Source organism: Priestia sp. ST2, from assembly GCF_055810735.1.
Window position 1 is genome coordinate 451,308 of sequence record NZ_JBVVNT010000003.1, and the last position, 23,004, is coordinate 474,311.

20 protein-coding genes and 1 riboswitch are annotated in these 23,004 nt (G+C 38.8%); of the genes, 8 read left to right on the plus strand and 12 right to left on the minus strand.

What is annotated here, in order from left to right; genetic code table 11:
- Window positions 1-142: 142 nt before the first annotated feature.
- The 5 genes from gmd to AC0KUU_RS14755 all read right to left on the minus strand — a co-directional run bounded on the left by gmd (window position 143) and on the right by AC0KUU_RS14755 (window position 4,929).
- Window positions 143-1,222, minus strand: coding sequence for a GDP-mannose 4,6-dehydratase (gene gmd, locus AC0KUU_RS14735; protein ID WP_340597911.1), 1,080 nt, complete (start codon window positions 1,220-1,222; stop codon window positions 143-145).
- A 59-nt stretch (window positions 1,223-1,281) separates the two neighbouring features.
- On the minus strand, window positions 1,282-2,223 hold the full coding sequence (fcl, locus tag AC0KUU_RS14740) for a GDP-L-fucose synthase (RefSeq protein WP_340597913.1): 942 nt from the start codon (window positions 2,221-2,223) through the stop codon (window positions 1,282-1,284).
- A gap of 24 nt (window positions 2,224-2,247) precedes the next feature.
- Window positions 2,248-2,940, minus strand: coding sequence for a sugar transferase (locus AC0KUU_RS14745; protein WP_340597915.1), 693 nt, complete (start codon window positions 2,938-2,940; stop codon window positions 2,248-2,250).
- Window positions 2,941-2,953: 13 nt separating this feature from the next.
- The gene (gene galU, locus AC0KUU_RS14750; RefSeq protein ID WP_098278314.1) at window positions 2,954-3,847 is read right to left on the minus strand and encodes a UTP--glucose-1-phosphate uridylyltransferase GalU; all 894 of its coding nucleotides are present in this window, start codon (window positions 3,845-3,847) and stop codon (window positions 2,954-2,956) included.
- A 314-nt stretch (window positions 3,848-4,161) separates the two neighbouring features.
- A complete protein-coding gene (locus tag AC0KUU_RS14755) occupies window positions 4,162-4,929 on the minus strand; it encodes a tyrosine-protein phosphatase (protein ID WP_340597917.1) in 768 nt (255 codons plus the stop codon).
- A 542-nt stretch (window positions 4,930-5,471) separates the two neighbouring features.
- Here AC0KUU_RS14755 and AC0KUU_RS14760 point away from each other — a divergent pair.
- Entirely contained in the window at window positions 5,472-5,930 is a 459-nt protein-coding gene (locus AC0KUU_RS14760; RefSeq protein ID WP_340597919.1) for a VanZ family protein, read from the plus strand.
- A gap of 54 nt (window positions 5,931-5,984) precedes the next feature.
- Here AC0KUU_RS14760 and AC0KUU_RS14765 read toward each other — a convergent pair whose 3' ends face one another.
- Together AC0KUU_RS14765 and AC0KUU_RS14770 are read right to left on the minus strand one after the other, a co-directional pair.
- Window positions 5,985-8,024: a SpoIID/LytB domain-containing protein gene (locus tag AC0KUU_RS14765; protein WP_340597921.1), complete on the minus strand. Its 2,040-nt coding sequence runs from the start codon at window positions 8,022-8,024 to the stop codon at window positions 5,985-5,987.
- 161 nt (window positions 8,025-8,185) lie between these two features.
- Window positions 8,186-9,904, minus strand: a complete 1,719-nt coding sequence (locus AC0KUU_RS14770) for a phospho-sugar mutase (RefSeq protein WP_340597923.1) — start codon at window positions 9,902-9,904, stop codon at window positions 8,186-8,188.
- 198 nt (window positions 9,905-10,102) lie between these two features.
- Between AC0KUU_RS14770 and AC0KUU_RS14775 the strand changes: the two genes are divergently transcribed.
- Together AC0KUU_RS14775 and sinI are read left to right on the plus strand one after the other, a co-directional pair.
- Complete coding sequence (locus tag AC0KUU_RS14775) at window positions 10,103-10,438, plus strand: helix-turn-helix domain-containing protein (RefSeq protein WP_340597926.1); 336 nt, start codon at window positions 10,103-10,105, stop codon at window positions 10,436-10,438.
- Between the two features lie 111 nt (window positions 10,439-10,549).
- Window positions 10,550-10,636: riboswitch (cyclic di-GMP riboswitch) on the plus strand.
- A gap of 20 nt (window positions 10,637-10,656) precedes the next feature.
- Window positions 10,657-10,779, plus strand: coding sequence for a DNA-binding anti-repressor SinI (gene sinI / locus AC0KUU_RS14780; protein WP_340597928.1), 123 nt, complete (start codon window positions 10,657-10,659; stop codon window positions 10,777-10,779).
- Between the two features lie 77 nt (window positions 10,780-10,856).
- On the opposite strand, the gene AC0KUU_RS14785 is transcribed toward sinI, so the two are convergent.
- On the minus strand, window positions 10,857-11,648 hold the full coding sequence (locus AC0KUU_RS14785) for a histidinol-phosphatase HisJ family protein (protein WP_340597930.1): 792 nt from the start codon (window positions 11,646-11,648) through the stop codon (window positions 10,857-10,859).
- Between the two features lie 232 nt (window positions 11,649-11,880).
- Between AC0KUU_RS14785 and AC0KUU_RS14790 the strand changes: the two genes are divergently transcribed.
- The 5 genes from AC0KUU_RS14790 (at window position 11,881) to AC0KUU_RS14810 (ending at window position 16,443) form a co-directional block, all read left to right on the plus strand.
- A complete protein-coding gene (locus AC0KUU_RS14790) occupies window positions 11,881-12,438 on the plus strand; it encodes an HPP family protein (RefSeq protein ID WP_034653823.1) in 558 nt (185 codons plus the stop codon).
- Between the two features lie 191 nt (window positions 12,439-12,629).
- Window positions 12,630-13,334, plus strand: coding sequence for a DUF969 domain-containing protein (locus AC0KUU_RS14795; protein ID WP_230183738.1), 705 nt, complete (start codon window positions 12,630-12,632; stop codon window positions 13,332-13,334).
- Complete coding sequence (locus tag AC0KUU_RS14800) at window positions 13,335-14,300, plus strand: DUF979 domain-containing protein (protein ID WP_340597933.1); 966 nt, start codon at window positions 13,335-13,337, stop codon at window positions 14,298-14,300.
- A 14-nt stretch (window positions 14,301-14,314) separates the two neighbouring features.
- Window positions 14,315-14,956 (plus strand): pyroglutamyl-peptidase I, encoded by a 642-nt coding sequence (pcp, locus tag AC0KUU_RS14805; protein ID WP_340597935.1) that lies wholly within the window; start codon window positions 14,315-14,317, stop codon window positions 14,954-14,956.
- Between the two features lie 230 nt (window positions 14,957-15,186).
- On the plus strand, window positions 15,187-16,443 hold the full coding sequence (locus AC0KUU_RS14810; RefSeq protein ID WP_340597937.1) for a flagellin N-terminal helical domain-containing protein: 1,257 nt from the start codon (window positions 15,187-15,189) through the stop codon (window positions 16,441-16,443).
- 95 nt (window positions 16,444-16,538) lie between these two features.
- Here AC0KUU_RS14810 and AC0KUU_RS14815 read toward each other — a convergent pair whose 3' ends face one another.
- The 4 genes from AC0KUU_RS14815 to AC0KUU_RS14830 all read right to left on the minus strand — a co-directional run bounded on the left by AC0KUU_RS14815 (window position 16,539) and on the right by AC0KUU_RS14830 (window position 22,838).
- Window positions 16,539-17,660: a class II histone deacetylase gene (locus tag AC0KUU_RS14815; protein ID WP_340597939.1), complete on the minus strand. Its 1,122-nt coding sequence runs from the start codon at window positions 17,658-17,660 to the stop codon at window positions 16,539-16,541.
- 38 nt (window positions 17,661-17,698) lie between these two features.
- On the minus strand, window positions 17,699-18,571 hold the full coding sequence (locus AC0KUU_RS14820; RefSeq protein ID WP_340597941.1) for a carbon-nitrogen hydrolase: 873 nt from the start codon (window positions 18,569-18,571) through the stop codon (window positions 17,699-17,701).
- A gap of 52 nt (window positions 18,572-18,623) precedes the next feature.
- The gene (locus AC0KUU_RS14825) at window positions 18,624-20,003 is read right to left on the minus strand and encodes an APC family permease (protein WP_340597943.1); all 1,380 of its coding nucleotides are present in this window, start codon (window positions 20,001-20,003) and stop codon (window positions 18,624-18,626) included.
- Window positions 20,004-20,393: 390 nt separating this feature from the next.
- Window positions 20,394-22,838 carry a sensor domain-containing protein gene (locus AC0KUU_RS14830; protein WP_340597944.1) on the minus strand — a complete coding sequence of 815 codons (2,445 nt, stop codon included), beginning with the start codon at window positions 22,836-22,838 and terminating at the stop codon, window positions 20,394-20,396.
- Between the last annotated feature and the right edge of the window lie 166 nt (window positions 22,839-23,004).

Here is a 23,004-nt window from a genome sequence, read left to right on the forward strand (position 1 = left end):
CTTTTTATCACGATATTCCAAAATGTCAAAAAGAGCGCTTCTCTCCTATTTTTATATAATGAGTACATTAAAATAGAAAGAAGCTAGCTCCTTTTAACAGCCATATATTAAATTTAATTAATTATTAATTCCAACTAAAAAATCAATCAAACATTACCTTAATCTTCTCTTCACTTTCAACCTTCTTCATATCCGCTTCAACCATAATACGAACCAGCTCTTCAAACGAAGTCTTCGTTGGATTCCAGTTTAATAGCGTTTTTGCTTTAGTCGGATCACCTAACAATTGATCAACTTCTGCAGGACGGAAGAACTTAGGATCGATTTCTACAATCACTTCACCCGTTGCTTTATTTGTTCCTTTTTCTTCTAAGCCTTCACCGCTCCACTCAATTTCAATACCCGTGTGTTTGAATGCAAGCTGTACAAATTCCCGTACTGAATGCATTTCACCTGTTGCAATAACGAAATCTTCAGGCTTGTCATGCTGAAGAATTAGCCACATGCATTCTACATAGTCTTTTGCGTAACCCCAGTCACGTAAGGAATCTAAGTTTCCTAGCGTTAATTTTTGTTGTTTACCTTGTGCGATACGTGAAGCAGCAAGCGTAATTTTACGCGTTACAAACGTTTCACCGCGGCGCTCTGATTCATGGTTAAATAAAATCCCGTTTACTGCAAACATGTTATAAGATTCACGGTAGTTCTTTGTAATCCAAAAGCCGTAAATTTTCGCTACGCCGTATGGAGAACGTGGATAGAAAGGCGTTGTTTCTTTTTGCGGCACTTCTTGCACTTTACCGTACAGCTCAGATGTAGAAGCTTGATACACGCGCGTTTTATCCGTTAATCCTAAAATACGTACAGCTTCAAGAATATTTAACGTACCTTTTGCGTCAACATCTAATGTATATCCAGGCATATCAAAAGACACGCGTACATGCGACTGTGCAGCTAGGTTGTAAATTTCATCTGGATCAATGTCACCGATAATACGAGTAACGTTTAGTGCATCCGTTACGTCACCGTAGTGAAGGTGGAAGTTTGAATTATTTAATAATGCGCTCGCTGCTTCTTCTGTTAAAAGATCTTCTAGACGCTCTTGATTATAAGAAGAGCTGCGGCGGATTAGTCCGTGCACTTCGTAACCTTTTTCTAGTAAGAATTCTGCTAAATATGATCCGTCTTGTCCTGTTACACCTGTAATTAATGCTGTTTTCATCGTATCCTCCATATATATCAACTGTTATTTTATTATTTAGTTTAATGCAAAGTTTCTACTTATTTTGCTGCAGCTAGTTCGTTATCTAAAAACCATTGATACGCTTTTTGAAGACCGTCCTCTAAAGCTGTTTCTGCTTTCCAGCCAAGACCGTTCAGCTTCGTTACGTCTACTAATTTACGAGGCGTTCCATCTGGTTTTGACGTATCAAATTGAATGTCTCCTTCATAACCGACAACTGCTTTTACTTTTTCGCCAAGCTCTTTAATCGTAATATCTTCCCCTACACCGATATTGACGATTTCATTGCCTTCGTATGTATTTATTAAGAACACGCACGCATCTGCTAAATCATCTGAATAAAGGAATTCACGTTTCGGTGTGCCTGTTCCCCACATTTCAACAAACGGCGCATTGCTTTCTTTCGCTTCATGGAACTTACGAAGCAGCGCAGGAAGAACATGTGATGTATGAAGGTCAAAGTTATCGTTTGGCCCGTAAAGGTTAGTAGGCATTGCTGAAATGTATTTTGTTCCGTACTGGCGGTTATACGATTCACACATTTTAATACCAGCAATTTTAGCAATCGCATAAGGTTCATTTGTTGGTTCAAGCGCCCCTGTTAGTAAGTATTCTTCTTTTAATGGCTGAGGCGCCAATTTTGGGTAGATACATGTACTTCCTAGGAATAATAGTTTCTCTACACCATTGCGGTATGCTGCATCAATAATATTTGATTGAATCAATAAGTTATCGTGAATAAACTCTGCTGGATATTCATTGTTTGCCACAATACCGCCTACTTTAGCTGCTGCTAGGAAAACAAATTCTGGCTTTTCTTCAGCAAAAAATGCATCTACTTGCGCCTTATCTCTTAGATCTAACTCAGCGCTCTTGCGATATACTAGATTGCTATAGCCTTTTTCTTGTAGTTTTCGTACGATAGCTGAACCGACAAGTCCTCTGTGGCCAGCTACATAAATTTTCGAATTTTTGTTCATTTTAAGACACCAGCTTTCCTTTGGTTAATAAGCATTTTTTGAACCAAACAGTAAAAGAACCGTTCGACAAATAATAGTTATATCAGTCATCAAAGACCGTGTTGTCATATACGTTAAATCTAATTCAACCATTTCTTCAAAACCAACGTTGCTTCTTCCGCTTACTTGCCATAATCCTGTACAGCCGGGCGTCACAAGCAGCCGCTGTTTTTGATATTCGGTATATTCATTCACTTCTCTTACAAGCGGTGGCCGTGGCCCCACTAGACTCATATCACCTTTTAACACGTTTAATAACTGAGGAAGTTCATCAATACTTGTTTTACGAATAAAACGTCCAATTTTCGTCACGCGCGGGTCGTTTTTCATTTTAAACATGGCGCCCGTTGCTTCATTTTGTTGAAGCAGTTCTGCTAGCTTGGCTTCTGCATCTGATACCATGGAACGAAACTTGTACATGTTAAATTCTTTGCCATTTTTACCTACACGCTTTTGTGAAAAGAAAATCGAACCTTTTGGATCTTCTATTTTAATTAATAGACCAATCACAATAAAAATAATTAATAGTACAAGCAGTCCTGCCAATGCTCCGATTATATCGATACATCTTTTCGAAAAAAGGTATCCTTTTTTATTGTTAGGATTTACTTTTTTCTCTGCTGGGGGTGCTTGGACAGCAGCTTCTGTTTTTGGTTCAGCAATCACTGGCAACTTCATTCACCCCTTCTAATCACTCAACAGTTACTTTATTATCCGCTTCTTTTTTTACTAGATTATCCATAATCTCTAGTAAACTTTCTTTTAACTCTGGGTGCTGCAGTGCAAATTCAATTGTCGTTTCAATAAACCCTAGCTTTTCTCCAACATCGTAACGCTTGCCTTCAAAATCATAAGCAAATACACGCTGGATTTCGTTCAACTTTTGAATGGCATCGGTTAATTGAATTTCACCGCCGGCTCCTACTTCTTGCTCTTCTAAAAACTTAAAGATTTCAGGTGTAAATACGTAACGTCCCATGATTGCTAGATTTGAAGGAGCCGTACCCGCTGCAGGTTTTTCGACAAACGTATTCACTTGATGACGGCGGCCGTCGTTTGAAACTGGATCAATAATACCATAGCGATGCGTTTGGTTATCAGGTACTGTTTGCACTCCAATTACTGAAGATAACGTTTGTTCATATTCATTCATCAACTGACGAAGACATGGTGTTTCGGCTTGTACAATGTCATCACCAAGTAAGACAGCAAAAGGTTCGTCTCCAATAAACTTACGTGCACACCATACCGCATGCCCTAACCCTTTTGGTTCTTTTTGACGAATGTAATGAATTTCTACGTTCGATGATTGCTGTACTTTTTCTAAAATATCGAACTTTTCTTTCGAAACTAGATTATTTTCCAGCTCAGGTGCGAAGTCGAAATGATCTTCAATTGCTCGTTTGCCTTTACCTGTTACGATAATAATATCTTCAATTCCTGAAGCAATCGCTTCTTCAACTATATATTGAATCGTTGGCTTATCAACAATCGGAAGCATTTCTTTTGGCATTGCTTTTGTAGCTGGCAGGAAGCGTGTTCCAAGTCCTGCTGCTGGAATAATTGCTTTTTTTACTTTTTTCATCAATTCATCATCCCTCATTCTCTCTTTTTATTTACTGATTTAGGTATGTACGAGATGTAAATACTTATGGAAACGCTGTACATATACAGCTCTTTCATAAGTATTTACACAATTAAATGTTGGGCATCTAACCCGTCCTCACACCATACTCTTGACAACAGTCGTGTCTAAGGTGTTTGAGCACCCACAGTACAGCCGAGTATCTCCTTTGATAGTGGTTAGGAGATATCACCATTTTTTAATATTTGTGACTTTTATTGAATATTAATCCATACTTACTAAAAAAAGAAGAAAGTTGTCAGGAATTCTGTCTTTTAAAAAATCCCTAAAAACTTTTTCTTCTTCACTTGCTGGGGCGTATCTTGAAAACAAACGTAGCCTTTTATAACAGCTTCTGCATTTTCATGAAACATATATAACGTGTCAATTCCGTATTCAGATGAAATCAATTCGCTTGCTTCTTGCATGTAGAAGTTTCTTCCTGACAGATTGTGTGCATCAGAAGCAATCATATGAGTTAAGTTTGCTTGGATTAAATCCATAGAAAATTTCTTAATTTTTTTGCCGAATCTTCCTGTTAAGCTGGATGCTGTAACTTGAGTGAGAACTCCTTTGTTCACCAGGCTGTACAAAATATCTGGATTTTCTATAAGCCGGCTGTTTCGCTCAGGATGAACAATAATAGGCGTTAACCCTTCCGATTGGATATCGTAAACTAATTTTTCTGTGAATTTCGGCACTTGGCCGGATGGCAGTTCTATAAACAGATATTTTCCTGTTTGATTTAAAGTGAGTATTTTACCGTTTTGATAGTCTTTGATAATTTCTCCATATATACGAGACTCTTGGCCTGGTAATATCGTAAGAGGGATATTTTCTTGATGCAGATGAATGTTCAATCGTTCCACTCGCTGTATAATTTCATTTTTTTCATTTATGTATTGGCCATTTTGGTGGTGAGGAGTTGCAACGATTGTATGAATCCCTTCACTTACTGCTTGCTTTGCCAGTTGTAAGCTGTCTTCTATGGTTTTAGCACCGTCGTCAATACCGTGCAAAATATGACAGTGAAGATCAATCATTTTTTATTTCCTCCTTCTCCTCCAAATAAGCTATATGAACTAGTTTGTACTTATGAAATACTACCATAGGCATATTAACCCTTCAATGTCTTATTTTGTCGAAAATTATCAAATGACTAAATTTCTTCTTATTATGACGTTTTTTGTATCTGAAATAGTCTTTTCTTATCGTGATAAACGTTATAATTATATACTAATTTTTTATAATAATTAGATCTATTTTCATTTAAAAGAATTTTATTCCAATTGATTCCACACAACCTATTCTATCAGCGAAACCCTTGTATTTATTGAGCCTAGAGAATTATTTATTTTTAAATTTCTGATAAAAATATGATTTTTTGTTCGTTATATTGAAAACGCAACCATTGCCTTCATTGTTGCTTTTTTGTCGGAAATAAACTCAATAAACAGTCATTTTAACCTAATTAATTTGTAGTTAATAAGACTCAATAAAGTCATGTACTCTAACTAATTCCTTGCATTTTTCACCATCTTTTTTTATCATTAAGTGAAAATTTTGTAGAGAAAAGAGTTTTTTTATGATTTTAAAACGTGTGTTATTAGTTCTTTTGCTATTATCTATTTCAAAGTTCTCCCACACTCCGCATTTAGAGGTAATGGATCCTTCTAGCTGGACGAATCCATCCGTTTGGGATCACAGCGCTACGCTTTGGTCTGTACTGCACCCTGGCAGTGAATTTTTCACAGCCTACAGCTACGGCTTTAACGTTGAGTTCATTGTGCGAAAAATTGCCCACCTTTCTTTTTTCGGCATGCTAGGCCTACTTTTTTACTGGAATTTAAAAAAGCAGAGCTATCGTTACATAAAAGCATGGCTGTGTGTAGCTGCGTTTGCATTTATAGATGAAGTGCATCAGGCGTTTATTATCGGCCGAGATGGTCGGATTATAGATGTAGCTGTTGATTCACTAGGTGCAGCCATTGCTTTATATTTGTTATATCGGGCGAGAAGAACGAATGTAAGAGTATCAAAGTAAAAAAAAGCATGCCTCTGGCATGCTTTTTTCTTATGCTGAAAATATCATATCCTTTTATTTTACCGTCACTTTCGTATACGTGCTGTAGCCGCCTTGGGCTTTCACTAACACATGCAGAAGTGTCCCGGCTTTTTGCTTTGGCACCGTGATAGAAAAATTTCCTCCGTTATCTGTTTTTCCCGTCGCAATGATATCCGGCCACACTTTTACATAAATTGTTGAGTTTGGCTCCGCACTTCCTGTAAGTTTGGTATCCTGGCTTGAAACAGCATTAACTTTTGCTGCTTCAGGAGCCTGATCCGTTTGCACAAATAGTTTTGTATAAGTACTATAGCCGCCTTGGCCTTTTACTAATACGTGAAGCTGTTTGCCCGCCGGCTGCTTTGGAATTGTAATCGAAAAGTTTCCTGCATTATCCGTTTTTCCCGTCGCAATCGTATCCGGCCATACTTTTACGTAAATAGTCGAATTTGGCTCCGCTGTTCCCGTTAGGTTTGTATCGCCTTCATTTAACTCATTTACTTTTGCTGCTTCAGGGGATGAATCAGACTGTACATAAATTTTTGTATACGTACTGTAACCGCCTTGACCTCTGACTAGTACGTGAAGCATCGTTCCTGCTTGTTGTTTTGGCACGTCAAACGAAAAGTTTCCTGCAGCATCTGTTTTTCCTGTCGCAATCGTATCCGGCCATACTTTTACGTAAATGATCGAGTTCGGCTCCGCTGTTCCTGATAGTTTGCTGTCACCAGCCTTGATTGGATTCACTTGAGCTGGCTCTGGAACCGTGATTCGAGGGTATTTATCCGTGTAGTGAGAGACTAAGCTTACTCCCGGATAGTAAAAGCTCAGTATATCCGTATATGATTTTCCTTGAGCAGCCATCGCATTCGCTCCGAATTGGCTCAAGCCGACTCCATGTCCATTTCCTTTTCCTTCAATAGTAATGGTTTGAGTATCTGCCTTTTGATTAGTAACTATCAGGCTTTTAAAGCGGATGCCGTCAAGCATAAATCGAATGTTATCTGCCTTGTCCCCGACTCGGCTCCACGTTTTAACCGCAAGCTTGTTGTCTTGGTCTACTTCACCTTTCATCACGTAGGTTACGCTGATATCTCCTTTGCTCATACGTTGACCTGATGTTGGTTGATAAAGGTTAACTTTAGAAATGCCCACAATCTTAATGTCTTTTCCTTTAAATTGAGTCTCCGTCTGCATTTGCGCTTTAATTTTGCCTGCAATTTTTTCATCTGCTTCTTTTGTTTGACTCCACCAAGCATCTGGGTTTTTCAAGTCTTTTGTAGATAGGTTAATTTGCTGTTTTTGAATTGTTACTGACCACTTTGTTTGAGGATCGTACGGATCAGTTTTTACTTGAAAGTAAGGATGAGAAGCTTTTCCCCACGCATTGTAGTCGGATTCAATAATTCCGCCGTTACTTGAAGAAAACACAGCGTTAATTAACGCACCGTTGTACTTTAATACTTTTCCGAACGTTTCATCAACTGCGCTGTTGGTGCTGTTATACCATTCATATCCTCCGTATACTTGATACTTCGTTGTATCATCAATTGTGTTACTGGCATAGCTTAATGCATATGTTCTTGCGGCAACAGCCTGAGATTTTAATGCGTCACTATGCCAAGACGTATACACTTCTTTTGGAACAACGCCTTTTAAATAGTCTTCCATAGGGAGGGTATTAATGGGTCTGACATATTTGCTGCTTTCGTTTGTAAACTGCACGTTTCCTAGATAGTTTCGGTTATTAATAGAAAGGAAGGCTTCGTATGTAGAAGGTTTAGCAGTAAAGCTGTCAAATTCACCAAGCACTTCTTGGTTATGCAGTAAGTTGACTTTGCTCCCCGCTACTTTTACTTCATACTCTGTATTAGCTTGAAGCGTTACTTTGCTGTCTGCAATCGTATAGGACTGCGATGGTTTAATTTTAATACTGGATTGATTGCCTAAATAATTTTTTAATTTCACCGATACCGTTGGCTCTGTTTCGGCTGCCTGTACAGGCACTACTGCAGCACTATATAACACGATCAGTAAACTTAGCATCAGTAAAACAGGTAAAATCTTTTTCATTCTGTCTACTTGTCTCCTTGTCTAATTTTCTGTTTTCCTTCGTTATATCGGCAGACTTTCGACAATTTCCAATCTTTTTAGCAAATTTCATTTAAAATATTTCTTTGAGCAGGACTAAATGAAAAAAGCATTGATATGTATCAATGCTTTTTTGTATTAAGCTATATCTCTTTCACTGTATTCATAACACTTGTTTTCACTTCTTTCAACCGCTCTTCGCTCTCCGGATACGTTCCTTTCTTCACCCCAAAATAAAACTTCACTTTTGGCTCTGTGCCCGACGGACGAATGGCAAACCAAGAGCCGTCTTGCAGCCAAAATTTCAGTACGTTGGATGAAGGCAAGTTCATCCTTTCTTGCTGAGCGGTAAGCAAGTTAGTTCTTTTTCTGCTTTGATAGTCTTCTATTTTCTCGACTGCCGCACCTGCTATTTCTGTCAGAGGGTGCCCACGGAACCTGTTCACGATACGGCTGATTTGTTCTGCTCCGTCCTTTCCTTTTAAAGTGAAAGAAGTAAGAGACTCTTTGTAATAGCCGTATGTTTCATAAAGTTGAGTTAGTCCATCATAAAGCGTCATTCCTTGCTGCTTATAATAAGCCGCAGCTTCAGCAATCATCACCGCTGCCTGCACGGCATCTTTATCCCGAACAAAGTCACCGATTAAATAGCCATAGCTTTCTTCGTAGCCGAATTGAAACGTTTTCGTTCCTTCTCTTTTATATTCTTCTATTTTTTCTGCAATGTATTTAAAGCCAGTTAGCGTATCGACTGTTTGTACACCGCAATCTTCTTCGATTGCACGTCCTAATTCTGATGTGACAATTGTTTTAAGGATTACGCTGTTATCTGGAAGTACTCCCTTTTCTTGTTTCTGTGACAGCATATAATACAGCAATAAAGCGCCCATTTGATTTCCTGTTAATAGAACGTATTCACCGCTGTTATTTTTCACTGCCACTCCTAACCGGTCAGCATCTGGATCTATAGCAAGCAATAAATCCGCAGCTTTTTCTTTTCCATACTGAATTGCTAGCTGAAAAGCCTGTGCTTCTTCTGGATTAGGAGATGAAAGAGTTAAAAAGTTAGAATCGGGATTTTTTTGCTCGTTCACAATTGTGATGTACTGAAACCCGGCGTTTTGAAGTGCTTGCGGCACAAGTGTTTGTCCCGTACCGTGAAGCGGCGTATAAACAATATGCAGGTTTATTTTTACCCCATCGTTGTTTAGCTGAAGGCCTTTTACGTAATCAAGATACACTTGATCCAGGTTTTCTCCCATATAGCTTACTAGATTTAGGCTCAGAAGTTCACGTTCATCTTTTACTTTCAGCAGCAGTTCATTTTCGATTTTATTCATATGCATGACGATAATATCCGCCCCTCTAGGAGGAAGCTGTGCTCCGTCTTCTCCATATACTTTATAGCCATTGTATTCTGCGGGGTTGTGACTCGCTGTAATCATAATGCCAGCCCAAGCACGAAGATAACGGACGGCAAATGATAGTTCTGGTGTTGGACGCATCTCTTGAAATACATAGCTTTTAATTCCGTAAGCTCCTAGTGTTTTAGCTGCTTCTAAAGCAAATTTTGCTGAACCCTGACGGGAATCATACGCAATCACGACTCCTCGTTTTTTAGCTTCTGTTCCGTTTTCTTCGATGTATTTAGCAAGTCCAGCCGTGACTTTTCGAATGGTATAGATATTCATACGATTCGGCCCCGCACCAAGCTCGCCTCTCATTCCTCCTGTGCCAAATTCAAGCTGTTTGTAAAAGGCATCTTCTCGTTCACTTTTGGTCATTTCACTCATTTGTTTTTTCAATTGACTTGGCAGCTCGCTGTGCGTAATCCACTTTGTCCATTCGTTTTTCCAAGTCATGTTTATCTCTCCTGTTCAATGTTTTCTGTTTTTATTGTGCACCGGTTATATGAACTGGGCGTAAATTGGTTAATATGTCTCATAATAAAAAGCGTTAAATGATTCTTTATAAAGAACATTTTTGATAAAAAAACGGTCACAAACCGTTTTTATACGTTATAATGAACAAAAAACACAATAAAAAGAGGATGAACTGAAGTGATAGGAGAAAAGATTAAAAATTTGCGATTAAAAAAAGGCTATTCTATTACACGCTTAGCTGAAGAAGCTAGTATTTCAAAATCGTATTTATCTCATTTAGAAAAAGGGTTAAATAATAACCCTTCTCTTCAAATGCTTGATAAAATTGCTTCTTCTCTTCATACAACAATCGATGAATTAATTGAAGGCGATATCAGCCGTCCAGCTCTAACTTCAAAGCCAAGTCTCAACCAAGAATGGCTTTATTTAATTGAACGAGCTATTCGAGACGGCATGACCAAAGAAGAATTTATTGAATTTCAGTATTATTTGAAGTTTCGCAAAACCAAATAATGCATTTATTATCTGACTTTTAATTTTTTTATGACAATCGACCTATTTCGACACCTTTTACAAATTTTATCTTGTAAAATAACTGTATACTAAGAACACTATTACAAATTATCCAGATAAGGGCAAAACTATTGAAAAATAGTGACGCAAAGCTTCAGGTCTAAGGCCGCTTTTGGCTACGACGGCTGGGTTCCCTGGCAAAGGGTGGATGAGTCGTAATGAAAAAAGAAAATGTACTGTCAGTTGATCAAGAATGGATAAGCCTTATGGAATCAGCTCGCAGGCTAGGGCTGACCGTCGAAGAAGTCCGGAAATTTTTATCGGAGTTCAAGCAGCAGTAAATTTAAAAAGCACGCTCAGATTAGAGCGTGCTTTTTACAGTTATTATTATTCTAGAAGAAAGTAAAATCCACTTCTATTAAATACGAATTCCTTTTGGCTTGCGTTGATCAAACGTATAAATCTGCGTAAATCCGCACTGTTTCGCCATTTCAACTGCTTCTTTCATATGTGCTCCTACCGTTTCAGCAAAGTGCGAATCAGATCCAATCGTTAGAATTTCTCCGCCCAAATCGCGGTACAGCCCAACAACTTCAAGTGCCGGAAGCGCTTCGCCCAGCTTCCCTCTTATACCTGAAGTGTTAATTTCGATTCCAATATTGCGATCAATGGCTTTTTTCAAAATCTCCGCAAGAACATCTTTAAATTGCTGAAAGTCGTAAATGCCGTACTGCTCAAACGCATAGCGCTTCATTAAATCTAAATGAGCCAACACATCAATATCCGCTTCGCTTACTAGCTTATACATTTCATTAAAATAAGCGCGGTAAATTGATTCTTTATCGTTCAGCTCCAAATGTTTGCGAAGCTTGATGTTATTAATGTTATGCACCGAACCTAAAATAAAATCAAAGTTCTCCTGCTCCATTGTTTTTTGATACTTCTCTTTTAAATAGTGCGGCTCACAAATTTCAATTCCTTTTTTAATCACTAGCTGATCTTGAAACTGATTTCTGCATTCCGCTAGTTCTTGTTCATATTTATCAAAATCCATATGACCGTACGTTGGCGCTAATGGATTTAATGAAAAGTGCTCGGTAAAACAAATTTCGTTTATGCCGTTTTTCACAGCTTGTTCGCACACTTCTTTCATGACTGCCTGAGAATCAAATGAATTGTTCGTGTGATGATGGTAGTCTACTAGATACATAATTTAGTCACCTCTAAGTCTATTATACATTTCTCCTGCTCTTACTGCACATAGAGACCCTTTTCCCCCTTATCCCGCCTTTTTTCGTTCATAAAAAGTATTTCCAATAAAAAAAGACATTTTTCCTCTTCCAGTAATCCTTGTTTTCTTATAAACTAACTTAATATAGCAGATGTTCTGACATACAACTTGACAAACAACTTTTACTTACAAAGGAGAAAGGAAAGAAGAAATGCAGATTGAAAAAAGTTTTGCTCAAACAAAAAGCCCCTTTCTGTCTTACTTAAGCTCTTATGCTAAAAAGATGAAAGGAGAACTAAAAGAAGAACCGAAAATCAATTATAGAGATGCAGTCGTTTCTTCTATCGGAGGCTTAATTGCAATTATCATCAGCAGCGCGATTGCACTGGCCCTTGGTTATCCAATGGCGCTTGCTCCGATTGGCGCGAGCTGCGTGCTTGTTTTCGGGGCGCACAAAGGTCCTTTATCACAGCCGCGCCACGTGCTGGGAGGGCACTTGCTTGCGACAGTTTCCGCACTTATTATTTGGAGCTTATTTCATCGAAGTCTAATTACGATTGCGATTGTGCTTGCTTTTGTTCTTATTTTAATGATTCTTACAAAAACCGTTCACCCTCCCGCTGCAGCTAGCGCGATTGTCGCAATTAATACTCAAGCAGGCTGGGGATACTTAGGTATTATTATGATTTGTGCGTGTGTGGTCGTATTGATTTCTACTGCCTATAACAATTTATTTCAAGATCGGCAGTATCCCAGGTATTGGGTTTAGAAAAAGCTTTGGAATTTTATATTCCAAAGCTTTTTTCTTGTTCATTTATTTCATTAATCAAACTATTTTATGTCTTAACTATCTTGTTTTAATTTTCAGAATTGTTTATACTCGAAACATCTTTGTTTTTCTGGGAAAACAAAAGAGGTGAATTTGCAGCACGGTCTATACATACTCAAGGGGGATTTTTTATGTTGAAATTAATTGGAGTTTTGCTAGTGGCAGTGGGATTTCTATTTCGTTTAAATACACTGCTTGTTGTGACCGTTGCAGGCATCGTGACGGGCCTTGTATCAGGTTTATCATTGCATGAAGTAATCACGATGTTTGGACAGTTTTTTGTAGATAACCGCTATATGTCTATGGCTATTTTACTTACTCTTCCTATCTTTGGCGTGTTAGAGAAATACGGGCTGAAAGAACAAGCGGAAGTGCTGATTAAAAAAGCAAAAAACGCTTCTTCTGGAAATGTTTTACTTATATATCTTTTTATCCGTGAAATCTCAGCCGCAGTTGGCTTAAATATTGGAGGACACGCTCAATCCGTGCGTCCGTTAGTGGCACCTATGTCTGAAGGCGCAGCTCGTGCTAAATACGGAGAGCTTCCTCCTAAAGTAAAAGAAGATATTCGAGCCCACGCAGCCGCAGCTGAAAATACGGGCTGGTTTTTCGGAGAAGATATCTTTATCGCAACGGGTGGAATTCTTTTAATGAAAGGATTTTTTGACTCTGTAGGGATTCATGTCGACGTCTGGGATATGGCGCTTTGGGGTATTCCAACAGCCATCGCAGCGCTGCTGATAAGCGCGATTCGTTTCCGTCAGCTAGACCGACGTATTCACAAAAAAATGACGAAGCACAAACCAACATCATCTTCAAAGACGGAGGCGGGTTAAATGAAAAGCATCCTTACGCTTGATACGATTTACTACTTACTCGGTATTATTGTCGCTTTTATCGCGATTCGAATCGCACGCGACCACAACCATCCTAATCGTTTAGGATCTTCTCTATTCTGGGCGCTGTTTTCCATTACGTTTTTATTTGGTAACGTCATTCCGCCTTTTTATATAGGGTGCTTGGTCATTATCATGGTGCTGCTGGCTTCCTTTAACCGGGTGACTAAATCCAATGAAGCAGAAACACCTGCTGCAGAACGAGTAGCTCACGCGCAAAGATTAAAAAACAAAATCTTTTTACCGGCTTTATTTATTCCTATTTTTACGATTATTGGTACCCTTCTCTTTGGCAAAATTAAGTTTGGAAACTGGGCGTTAATTGATCCAGAAAAAGTCACGTTAATTTCATTGGCAATCGCAGCCGTCATTGCGTTTATCGCTTCAATGGGCGTTACTAAAGCAAAAATGGACGTGCCTGTTAAAGAAGGAAGCCGCTTGCTTCAAGCAGTCGGCTGGGCAGTTATTTTACCGCAAATGCTGGCAGCTCTTGGCGGTATTTTTTCAAAATCAGGCGTTGGAACAGTCGTTTCAGATATTGTGAGTGACGTGCTTCCAACTAACTATGCGTTTGTTGCTGTTCTTGCATATTGCTTAGGAATGCTACTATTTACGATTGTAATGGGAAATGCCTTTGCTGCGTTTGCCGTTATCACGGGAGGTATTGGACTTCCGCTTATTGTACATATGCACGGAGGAAATCCAGCCATTATGGCAGCGCTCGGCATGTTTGCTGGGTACTGCGGCACGCTTCTTACGCCGATGGCAGCCAACTTTAACATCGTACCTGCTATGCTGCTTGAATTAAAAGACAAAAACGCCGTGATTAAAGCGCAAGTACCGATTGCTTTATCCGTGTTTGTAGTAAATACGCTATTAATGTACTACCTTGTATATCACTTTTAAAGGAGAGTAATAGAATGACAACTGTATTACTAACTGGATTTGAACCATTTGAAGGTGAAAGCATTAATCCGTCTTTAGAAGCTGTTAAAGCTTTAGACGGCGTAACTGTTGAAGATTATCACATTATTGCTAAGCCTCTTCCTACCGTGTTTGGCGAATCAATCGCAAAGCTTCATACGTATATAGAAGAAATTAGCCCTTCTATCGTCATTTGCGTTGGACAAGCAGGCGGCCGGGAAGGAATTACGGTCGAACGCGTTGCCATTAACGTAGACGACGCGCGGATTCCTGACAACATCGGCCAGCAGCCAATTGATCGCCCTATTATTGAAAACGGCCCTGCCGCATACTTTTCGACACTGCCAATTAAAGCAGCTGTCGAAAACCTGCGCCAAGCAGGCATTCCAAGCAGCGTCTCTCAAACTGCTGGAACCTTTGTCTGTAACCACGTGTTTTACGGACTCATGAACATGATTCAAAACTGTTGTATTAAAGGTGGATTTGTTCATATTCCCTATCTTCCTGAACAAGCTGTGAATCATCAGGGGAAAGCGAGTATGTCTCTGGATTTGATTGTGGAGGGACTGCTTAGCGTGGTGAAGACGACAATTTTGGTTAAAGAGGATATTATGGTTTCGGGTGGGGCTACGCATTAATGCTAAAAACCAGTTCGTTTAGCGAACTGGTTTTTCTTTTTATACACGCAAGAATTTTTTATTTAATAAATTAATGGAAAGTATAAACAACCTTTCCTCTCAGTCGATATATAGTATGAACATATTTCCCAAAGATGTTCAATTGCTTTTATCCCGTCTTAAAGCGGGACACTTCTTGCATACAAGGATGTAAGCCAAGAAGTAAAACTTATTATACGGAGGTAAGGAAAATGAGGATTAATCACAACATTACAGCTTTAAACACGTATGGAAAACTTAACAGCGCTAACAACGCTCAAGCTAAATCAATGGAGAAACTATCATCAGGTTTACGTATTAACAGTGCAGCTGATGATGCAGCGGGTCTTGCAATCTCTGAAAAAATGCGTGGACAAATCCGTGGGTTAGACCAAGCAGGTAAAAACGCACAAGATTCTATTTCTATGATTCAAACAGCTGAGGGTGCTTTAGGAGAAACAACTAACATTCTTCAACGTATGCGTGAACTAGCAGTACAGGCTGGAAATGATTCAAATACTGAGTCAGACCGTGGAGAAATCCAAAAAGAGATGAACCAATTAACTTCTGAGGTTAACCGTATTGGTAATACTACAGAGTTCAACAATCAAAAACTATTAAACGCTACGGGCGGTTCAACATCAGATGCAACGTCTGCACAAGCTGGTGCGTACACGTTAGACATTAGCGGTGCATTCTCAGACGGTGAGAAGATTACTATCGATGGTCGACAGTTTACTGCTGGTTCTACTACGGATGCTGATGCAGGAACATTTAATAGTGGAAGTGTAGCTGACCAAGCCAATGGATTAAAAGATTTAATTGAGGCAGATGAAACGCTTTCAGCAAAATACAATGTAGCAGTTGATGCTGATACTAACGTTATCACATTGACTCAAAAAGCGGGTAAAGAATCAGCTACAGCACCTACGGTATCTGACACAAGCGCTAGTATAACTACTTCAGCTACTGAAACCCAAACATTCTCAGCGGCTCAAGGAGCGAAGTCATCTTTCACTTCACAAATTGGTGCTAATGCGAACCAAACAATGACTCTTGAATTTTCTGATATGAGAGCAGCAGCTCTTGGAATCGTAGGTGATGGTGCCAACTTCACTAGTAACAATACAGTTAACGATGGAGCAAATGGCGAAGCCAGTGAAAAGGCTCTTGATGTGACTTCAGCTGCTAAAGCAGGAAATGCCGTTACTGTAATCCAAAGTGCTATTGATAAAGTATCAAGTGAACGTTCAAAGCTAGGTGCTTATCAAAATCGCTTAGACCACACAATTAACAATCTAAGCACATCTTCTGAAAACTTAACAGCTGCAGAGTCTCGCATAAGGGATACTGACATGGCGAAGGAGATGATGGAACAAACAAAGAACTCTATTCTATCTCAAGCTTCTCAAGCTATGTTGGGTCAAGCTAACCAACAACCGCAGAACGTACTTCAATTGTTACGTTAATTGATAGTTTAAAAGAGTCTCCATTATGGGGACTCTTTTTTATCTGTGGTTTTATTTATTTGGCCCTAACATATTAATGCTTAAATAAGCTTACTTCAACAAAAGCTTTCCTTCCCAGCAAACTCCCAAAACCTTTTCTGATAGTTTATAACGTTATCTACTGCTTCGAATAAAGCAGGTGGTGTTTTTCTTTGCGGTAAAACATGCGGATCTTTCCAGTTCACATCTACACCGGTAAGCCCTTCAATAACTCCCATGGTTGCAATCGGGAGGTATGCTAGGTTATACCCTCCTTCTTGTGCTACAATAAGTCTTCCTTCGCAATATGATTCTGCTAATTCTCTCATTTTGTTTGCCATATATTTAAACCCTTCTCTTGTCACCATTAAACGAGAAATAGGATCCAAAGCATTTGCATCTTGGCCCGCTGATATTATGATAAGCTCAGGCTCAAATTGGCTAATAGCTGGTGCGATGATAGATTCGAATACATATTGATAACCTTCATCTCCAGTCAGGGGAGGCACTGGTATATTTATATTATATCCTTCCCCTTTTCCTTGTCCGATTTCATGTACCTGGCCGGATTCCAATGGAAAATAATCTTCTTCATGAATAGAAATAACAAGTACGTCGTCGCGTTCATAAAAGATGTCTTGCGTTCCGTTTCCGTGATGAACATCCCAATCCAAGATAACAACTCTTTTTAACCCGTAATGTTCAATTGCATAGGCAGCGCCTACAGCCACATTGTTATAAAAACAAAAGCCCATTGCTTGGTCTGAAGACGCATGATGCCCTGGCGGACGTATTTGAGCATAGACTTTTTTTGTCGTTTCACTTTCCATCACGGTATCTACTGCTTTCATAACGGCACCTGCGGATAGCCTCGCAATCCCTTCCGTTTCAGAAGATGCATAAGCTTCAGGTCCAATCTCCCTTGTTCCCGCTTTACATGCTTTTTGGACATGCTGGATATGTTTTTTAGTATGAACCCGACGTAAATCTTCCTCCGATGCTTCATAAGGTGATTGTCTAACTAAGTGATGTGCTAAGCCGCTTTTTTCAATCATTTCTTTGATCACATTCATTCGATGCTTGTTTTCAAACTCGTCACAAGGCTCTACTGTTTCTCCACCTTCAAATACATACTGAATCTTGCCGGTGTCATGGCGTAAAAATCGTTCATCCCAAATCCAGCCTGTTTTATGTACCATTCTGTTTTTCTCCTTTCTTTTTATACTAGAAATCAAACTTATACATTTGAAGGTGTGCGGAATGCTTCTTTTTTTAATAATAATTCGTACGTATCTGGTCTTCTGTCACGCATAAACTGAAGTAAATTACGTGTTGAATCAATTTCTTTTAAGTCAACTTCTTGAATCAAAATTCCTTCTTCATCCGTTAAAGATTGTAGAATTTCTCCCATTGGATTGCTTACAAAGCTTCCTCCGTAAAAGGTCATCTCTTTTTCCGTTCCTACCCGGTTCACCGCAGCAACAAAAACGCCATTTGAAATACCATGTGCTGAAATAGCTTTTTCCCATGCGGGACGAGTTGAAATTTCAGGATGATCAGGCTCTGAACCAATAGCAGAAGGATAAAAGAGAATATCCGCTCCTTGCAGCGATAAAATTCGTGCTACTTCTGGGAACCACTCATCCCAGCAAATTCCTACTCCGATTGTTCCATATTGCGTTTCATATACAGGATATCCCGTATTTCCTGGAACAAAATAATATTTTTCGTGATAGTTCGGCCCGTCAGGAATGTGGTTCTTTCTTGTAATTCCTAAGCAAGTTCCGTCTGCGTCGAATACGGCTGCACTATTAAAATAAACGCCTCTAGCGGCTTTTTCATAAAAAGGTACAATCAGCACAACTTTCAAGTCTGCTGCAAGGTCTGCCATTTCTTTTAATACGGAGCTCTCTGCTGGTATAGCCAGCTCATATCCTACCGGTGACACACTTTGAGGGAAATACTGAGCATTAAATAGTTCTTGTAGACAAATAATTTGAGCTCCATTTGCTGCGGCTTCTTTAATTTTTGTGAACGTGTAGTTAATATTAGCTTCCACGCTTTCTTCACACTTAACTTGAATAAGACCAACTTTTACTGTTTCTTTCATTTTAATCTCTCCTTTTATGTTAGAAATTTCAGATAATTACTAACGTACTTCATCAAGATATATGTTCGGTTTTGAGCTGGTTAGGCTCTGTTTTTTCATCAAAAGTAAATTGCGGCGGTGCTTTTGTAAAAAACGACGTCTTGTATACTAGATAAATAAAGCCTATAACAACCCAAATGCTCCCTAACGAAATAGATTTTATATCTAAGCTTGTCCATAGCCAAATTGTAAAGGCTGCCCCAAGAATAGGACTGATTAAATAACGGCATGTGCCCTTAACATCTCTTTGTTTTCCGCGGATATAATAGTGAAAGATAACGGAGATATTCACAAATGTAAATGCAATTAGCGCTCCAAAATTGATAAAGGAAGCAGCTGTAACGACGTCCATTGCAAGTGCACTTAATGAAAGTAACCCAATAAATACAACGTTTCGCGATGGTGTTTTATATTTTGGATGTATATATGCAAACAGTCTTTTAGGCAGCATGGATTCTCTGCCCATTGCATAAAGCAGCCGTGAAGCACTGGCGTGTGAAGAAATTCCTGATGCAATCGTTGAAGTAATAATTCCGGCAAGAAAAACGGATGAAAAGAGCGTTCCTCCAATATAAGCTGCTATTTCAAACGAAGCTGAATCTACAACTTTAAATGAATGATAGTTTGGATAAACAAGCTGAGTAATGTAGGAAACAAGTATAAAAAGTATTCCTCCTATAAATGCTACGAGAAAAATAGCCTTTGGTACATTTTTCTTTGGATCAACTGTTTCTTCAGACAGTGTAGTCACAGCATCAAATCCAAGGAAAGATAAACAAAGAATCGAAGCTCCTGCAAGAACAAAAGAAAAAGAATCCTCTGAGCCGAAAAGCTGTAAAGAAGAAAAGAACAAAAGATCACTTTCTCCTTCTATCATTTTCTTAATCGATAAGATAACAAATAGAGCTGTTACAAGAAATTGAAAAAGAACAAGTATTCCGTTCACTTTTGCTGTCATTTGAATACCAAACACGTTTATACAAGTGATGATAACAATAAAAAGTAGAATCCAAAGAGATGATGGAATAGACGGAAACGCAGCTGATAAAAAAGTTCCCGCTAACAAAAAGTTAATCATTGGTAAAAAAAGATAATCTAAAAGCACAGACCAGCCGACGAGAAATCCTATGTGAGGACTTATAGACTTTTGAGTATACGTATAGGCAGAGCCTGATAAAGGATATTTTTTCGCCATATGCCCGTAGCTGTATGCGGTAAATAGCATCGCTGCAAGAGCAAGGACATACGCCATAGAAACCATGCCATGCGTAGTTTGAGACACAACTCCATATGTAGTAAACACCGTCATTGGAGCCATATATGCAAGGCCTAAAATGACAAGTGATCGAAGCGTTAGCGTACGAACAAATGTAGCACTTGGCTTACCTTCCATCTTGTTTCCCCCATTCAACTGATATAATTCTCATAAACGCCCCCTTCTATTTTGATGCACATAAATAAATGAATGACTATCATTCATTTATGGTTAATGTAATGGAAATTCATAAAAAACAACAGAAGTAATGAATGACTATCATTCATTATTCTTCTATTATAATCGATAACTTTTTCTTTGTCTTCACTTTTGTCAGAATTTTTAACATATTTAATTTAACTATATATTCTATTTTATAACTTTCACGACTATCATTTATCAATCATCACTTTACTGCATCCCATCTCCCTGTGTATATCAAGTCCAATAAATGGTTCATCAAATTTAGACGCTTCGAAAACATATTCAAGCTTAAAAAAGTGATGTCTCAACGAGACATCACTTTTTTTATAAAAATCGCATTTTTAAATATTCTGCGGTTTTTTGATGAGCCGCTGGTTGACTGACAATATATCCTTGAATAAATGAACATGCGTGCTTTTGTAAAAAAGCCAGCTGTTCTGTTGTTTCAACGCCTTCTGCGATCACTTTCATGTTAAGGGCATTCGCTAAATACAAAATGCTTTGTGTAATAGCCTGTTGCTTTCCTTTATCAGTAGCGTGTTGAATAAACGTTTTGTCGATTTTTAACGTGTTAAATTCGAAGTCTTTTAAATGTGATAACGAAGAAAAGCCAGTGCCAAAATCATCTAATGCAAACGTTACGCCAATTTTCTTTAATTCGTCCATGACTTTTTTTACGTGTTCTTCATACTGAATAATAGAGCTTTCCGTCACTTCAAATTCAATGAATGAAGGGTCGATGTTGTAACGGGCTAGCGTTTGTTGAACGTGCTCTACAAATCCTCGTTTCAGCAAATGTTTAGACGAAACGTTAATCGAAACGGGCACGGTTTGTAATCCTTGATTTTTCCACTGCTGCAGCTGCTTGCACACATGATCAATTACCCAGTCGCCGAGTTCAATAATTAAATGAGTTTCTTCTGCTAATGGAATAAAGTCTTCCGGTGATACGCGTCCCCATTCCGGATGATTCCAGCGAATTAATGCTTCGATACTATCAATCTCTCTGCTGTTTGTATGAACCTTTGGCTGATATTCAATAAAAAACTCATCTTGAAGAAGTGCGTTGCGCAGTCCTTTTTCCAGATGATAGCTTTTATACGTCTCGCTGCCCATTAACGGAGAATACAGCTGCCAGTCGCTTCGCCCGACTTCTTTTTCACGGCGCATAGCAAGGTTGGCATTCGTTAGCAGCATCTTCACATCTTCACCGTCATGCGGGTAGACGCTGATTCCTATACTGGCTGTGACGTACAGAGAAAAGTCGTCAATGGTAATTTCTTTTTCAATTTCTTGAAAAAGAGCAGCAGCTAGCTTTTGACATTCATTGATATGTGCAAGAGATAAAAAACAAATCGCAAGCTCGTCTTCTCCTGCTCTAGCTAGCATCACATCTGGCGTAACGAACTTTTTCAACCGATTGGCGATACGCTGCAGCAGGCGATCGCCTACGTCGTGCCCTAATGTGTCATTAATATGTTTAAAGCGATTCAGTCCTACATAAAAGACCGCTAATGAATCTTTTTCTTTTTTCATTTGCCGAATGAAATTTTTTAATTCTCTTTCAAACTTTCTTCGATTCGGTAAGTTTGTCACATGATCATGAGTTGCAAGATATTCAACTTGATCCATGTACTTTTTTTCTGCGGTAATATCTTCAACAATGCCGTCTATGCGTACCAGCTTACCGTTCTCATCAAGCGTTGGAATGCATCGATCTTTTACCCACTTCATTTCTCCCGTTTGTGTGTAAATCCGATACTGATGACGAATTGTTTTTCCTTTTTGCAGCTGATGCTGCGCTTTTGCCACAGCTGGTTTATCTTCTGGATGAATAAAGCTTTTCCACAGATCTCTATTTCCTAAAAGTTTAGCCGCATCTTCTCCGTAAATGTCGCTAACACCACTAGAGCAGACAATCATTTCATTGCTTTGCACATTAACGGACCATATTCCAGCATCCAAATTGTTATAAATCGTTTGAAACTGCTGTTCTTTTTGCTTTAATTCGTTCGTAATTACTTTCGATTCGGTAATATCGTGCACAACGCCGATCAGCTGTACGATGTTTCCTTGCTCATTTATTAGTGCATCCGCTTGCTCAAATACCGTACGTTCTTCACCGTTTGGCCGCATCAGCGTGTATTCAATTGTATAGCTTTCTCCCGTTGAAAGTGCCTCCATAACTGCTTTTTCTAACCTTTTTTGATCACAACCGTTGATAAATTGAAGAACTTCTTTTAAAGAAGGAGTAAAGAGCTGATTAGGGTTTAATCCGTAAATATTATACAGCTGAGGTGACCAATAGCTTTTATCTTCCCGCACGTCGTAATACCAGCTTCCTACATTCGCAAGCTTTTGCTCCATTTTCAAATGTGTTTCTAATTGAGAAATGTGATTGGAGCGCTCCTGTTCTTTTGAATCATCTCGGCACACGGCGTAGACTCCCGCTACTTGTTCACTTATGATAATAGGAATAAGCGTAATATATAAATGAAGTTCTTTTTTTGTGTTGTGATTAATCGTTGTCGAAAACTGAACTTTTTCCCCTTGTAAAGCACGTTGAAAGAAATTTTGTGCCTGCTGTTGTTTCGACTTATGTATAAGAGATGTCAGCTGCTGGCTTTTTTCTTTGTGTTCATTTCCTGTTAGCTTGAAGGCTGCTTCGTTGCTAAACATGATATCGCCTTCACAGTTAATAAAAAAAATTCCTTCACTGTATTCTTTTAAAAGCTGCGTATTCAAACGATCAAGATGTTTCATCATCATGATCGACTGCTCCTTCTCCGTGTTTTTATCCGGCAAGATCTCATGGCGCCTCCTTTTATCTATTTCTTTTATATTATTATAAGCTATATTTGACATATATTTCACCCTACTTTCCCCAAATAAGGAACATCTCAGGTAAAAATAACTGAAACCATTTTTAAAGTCT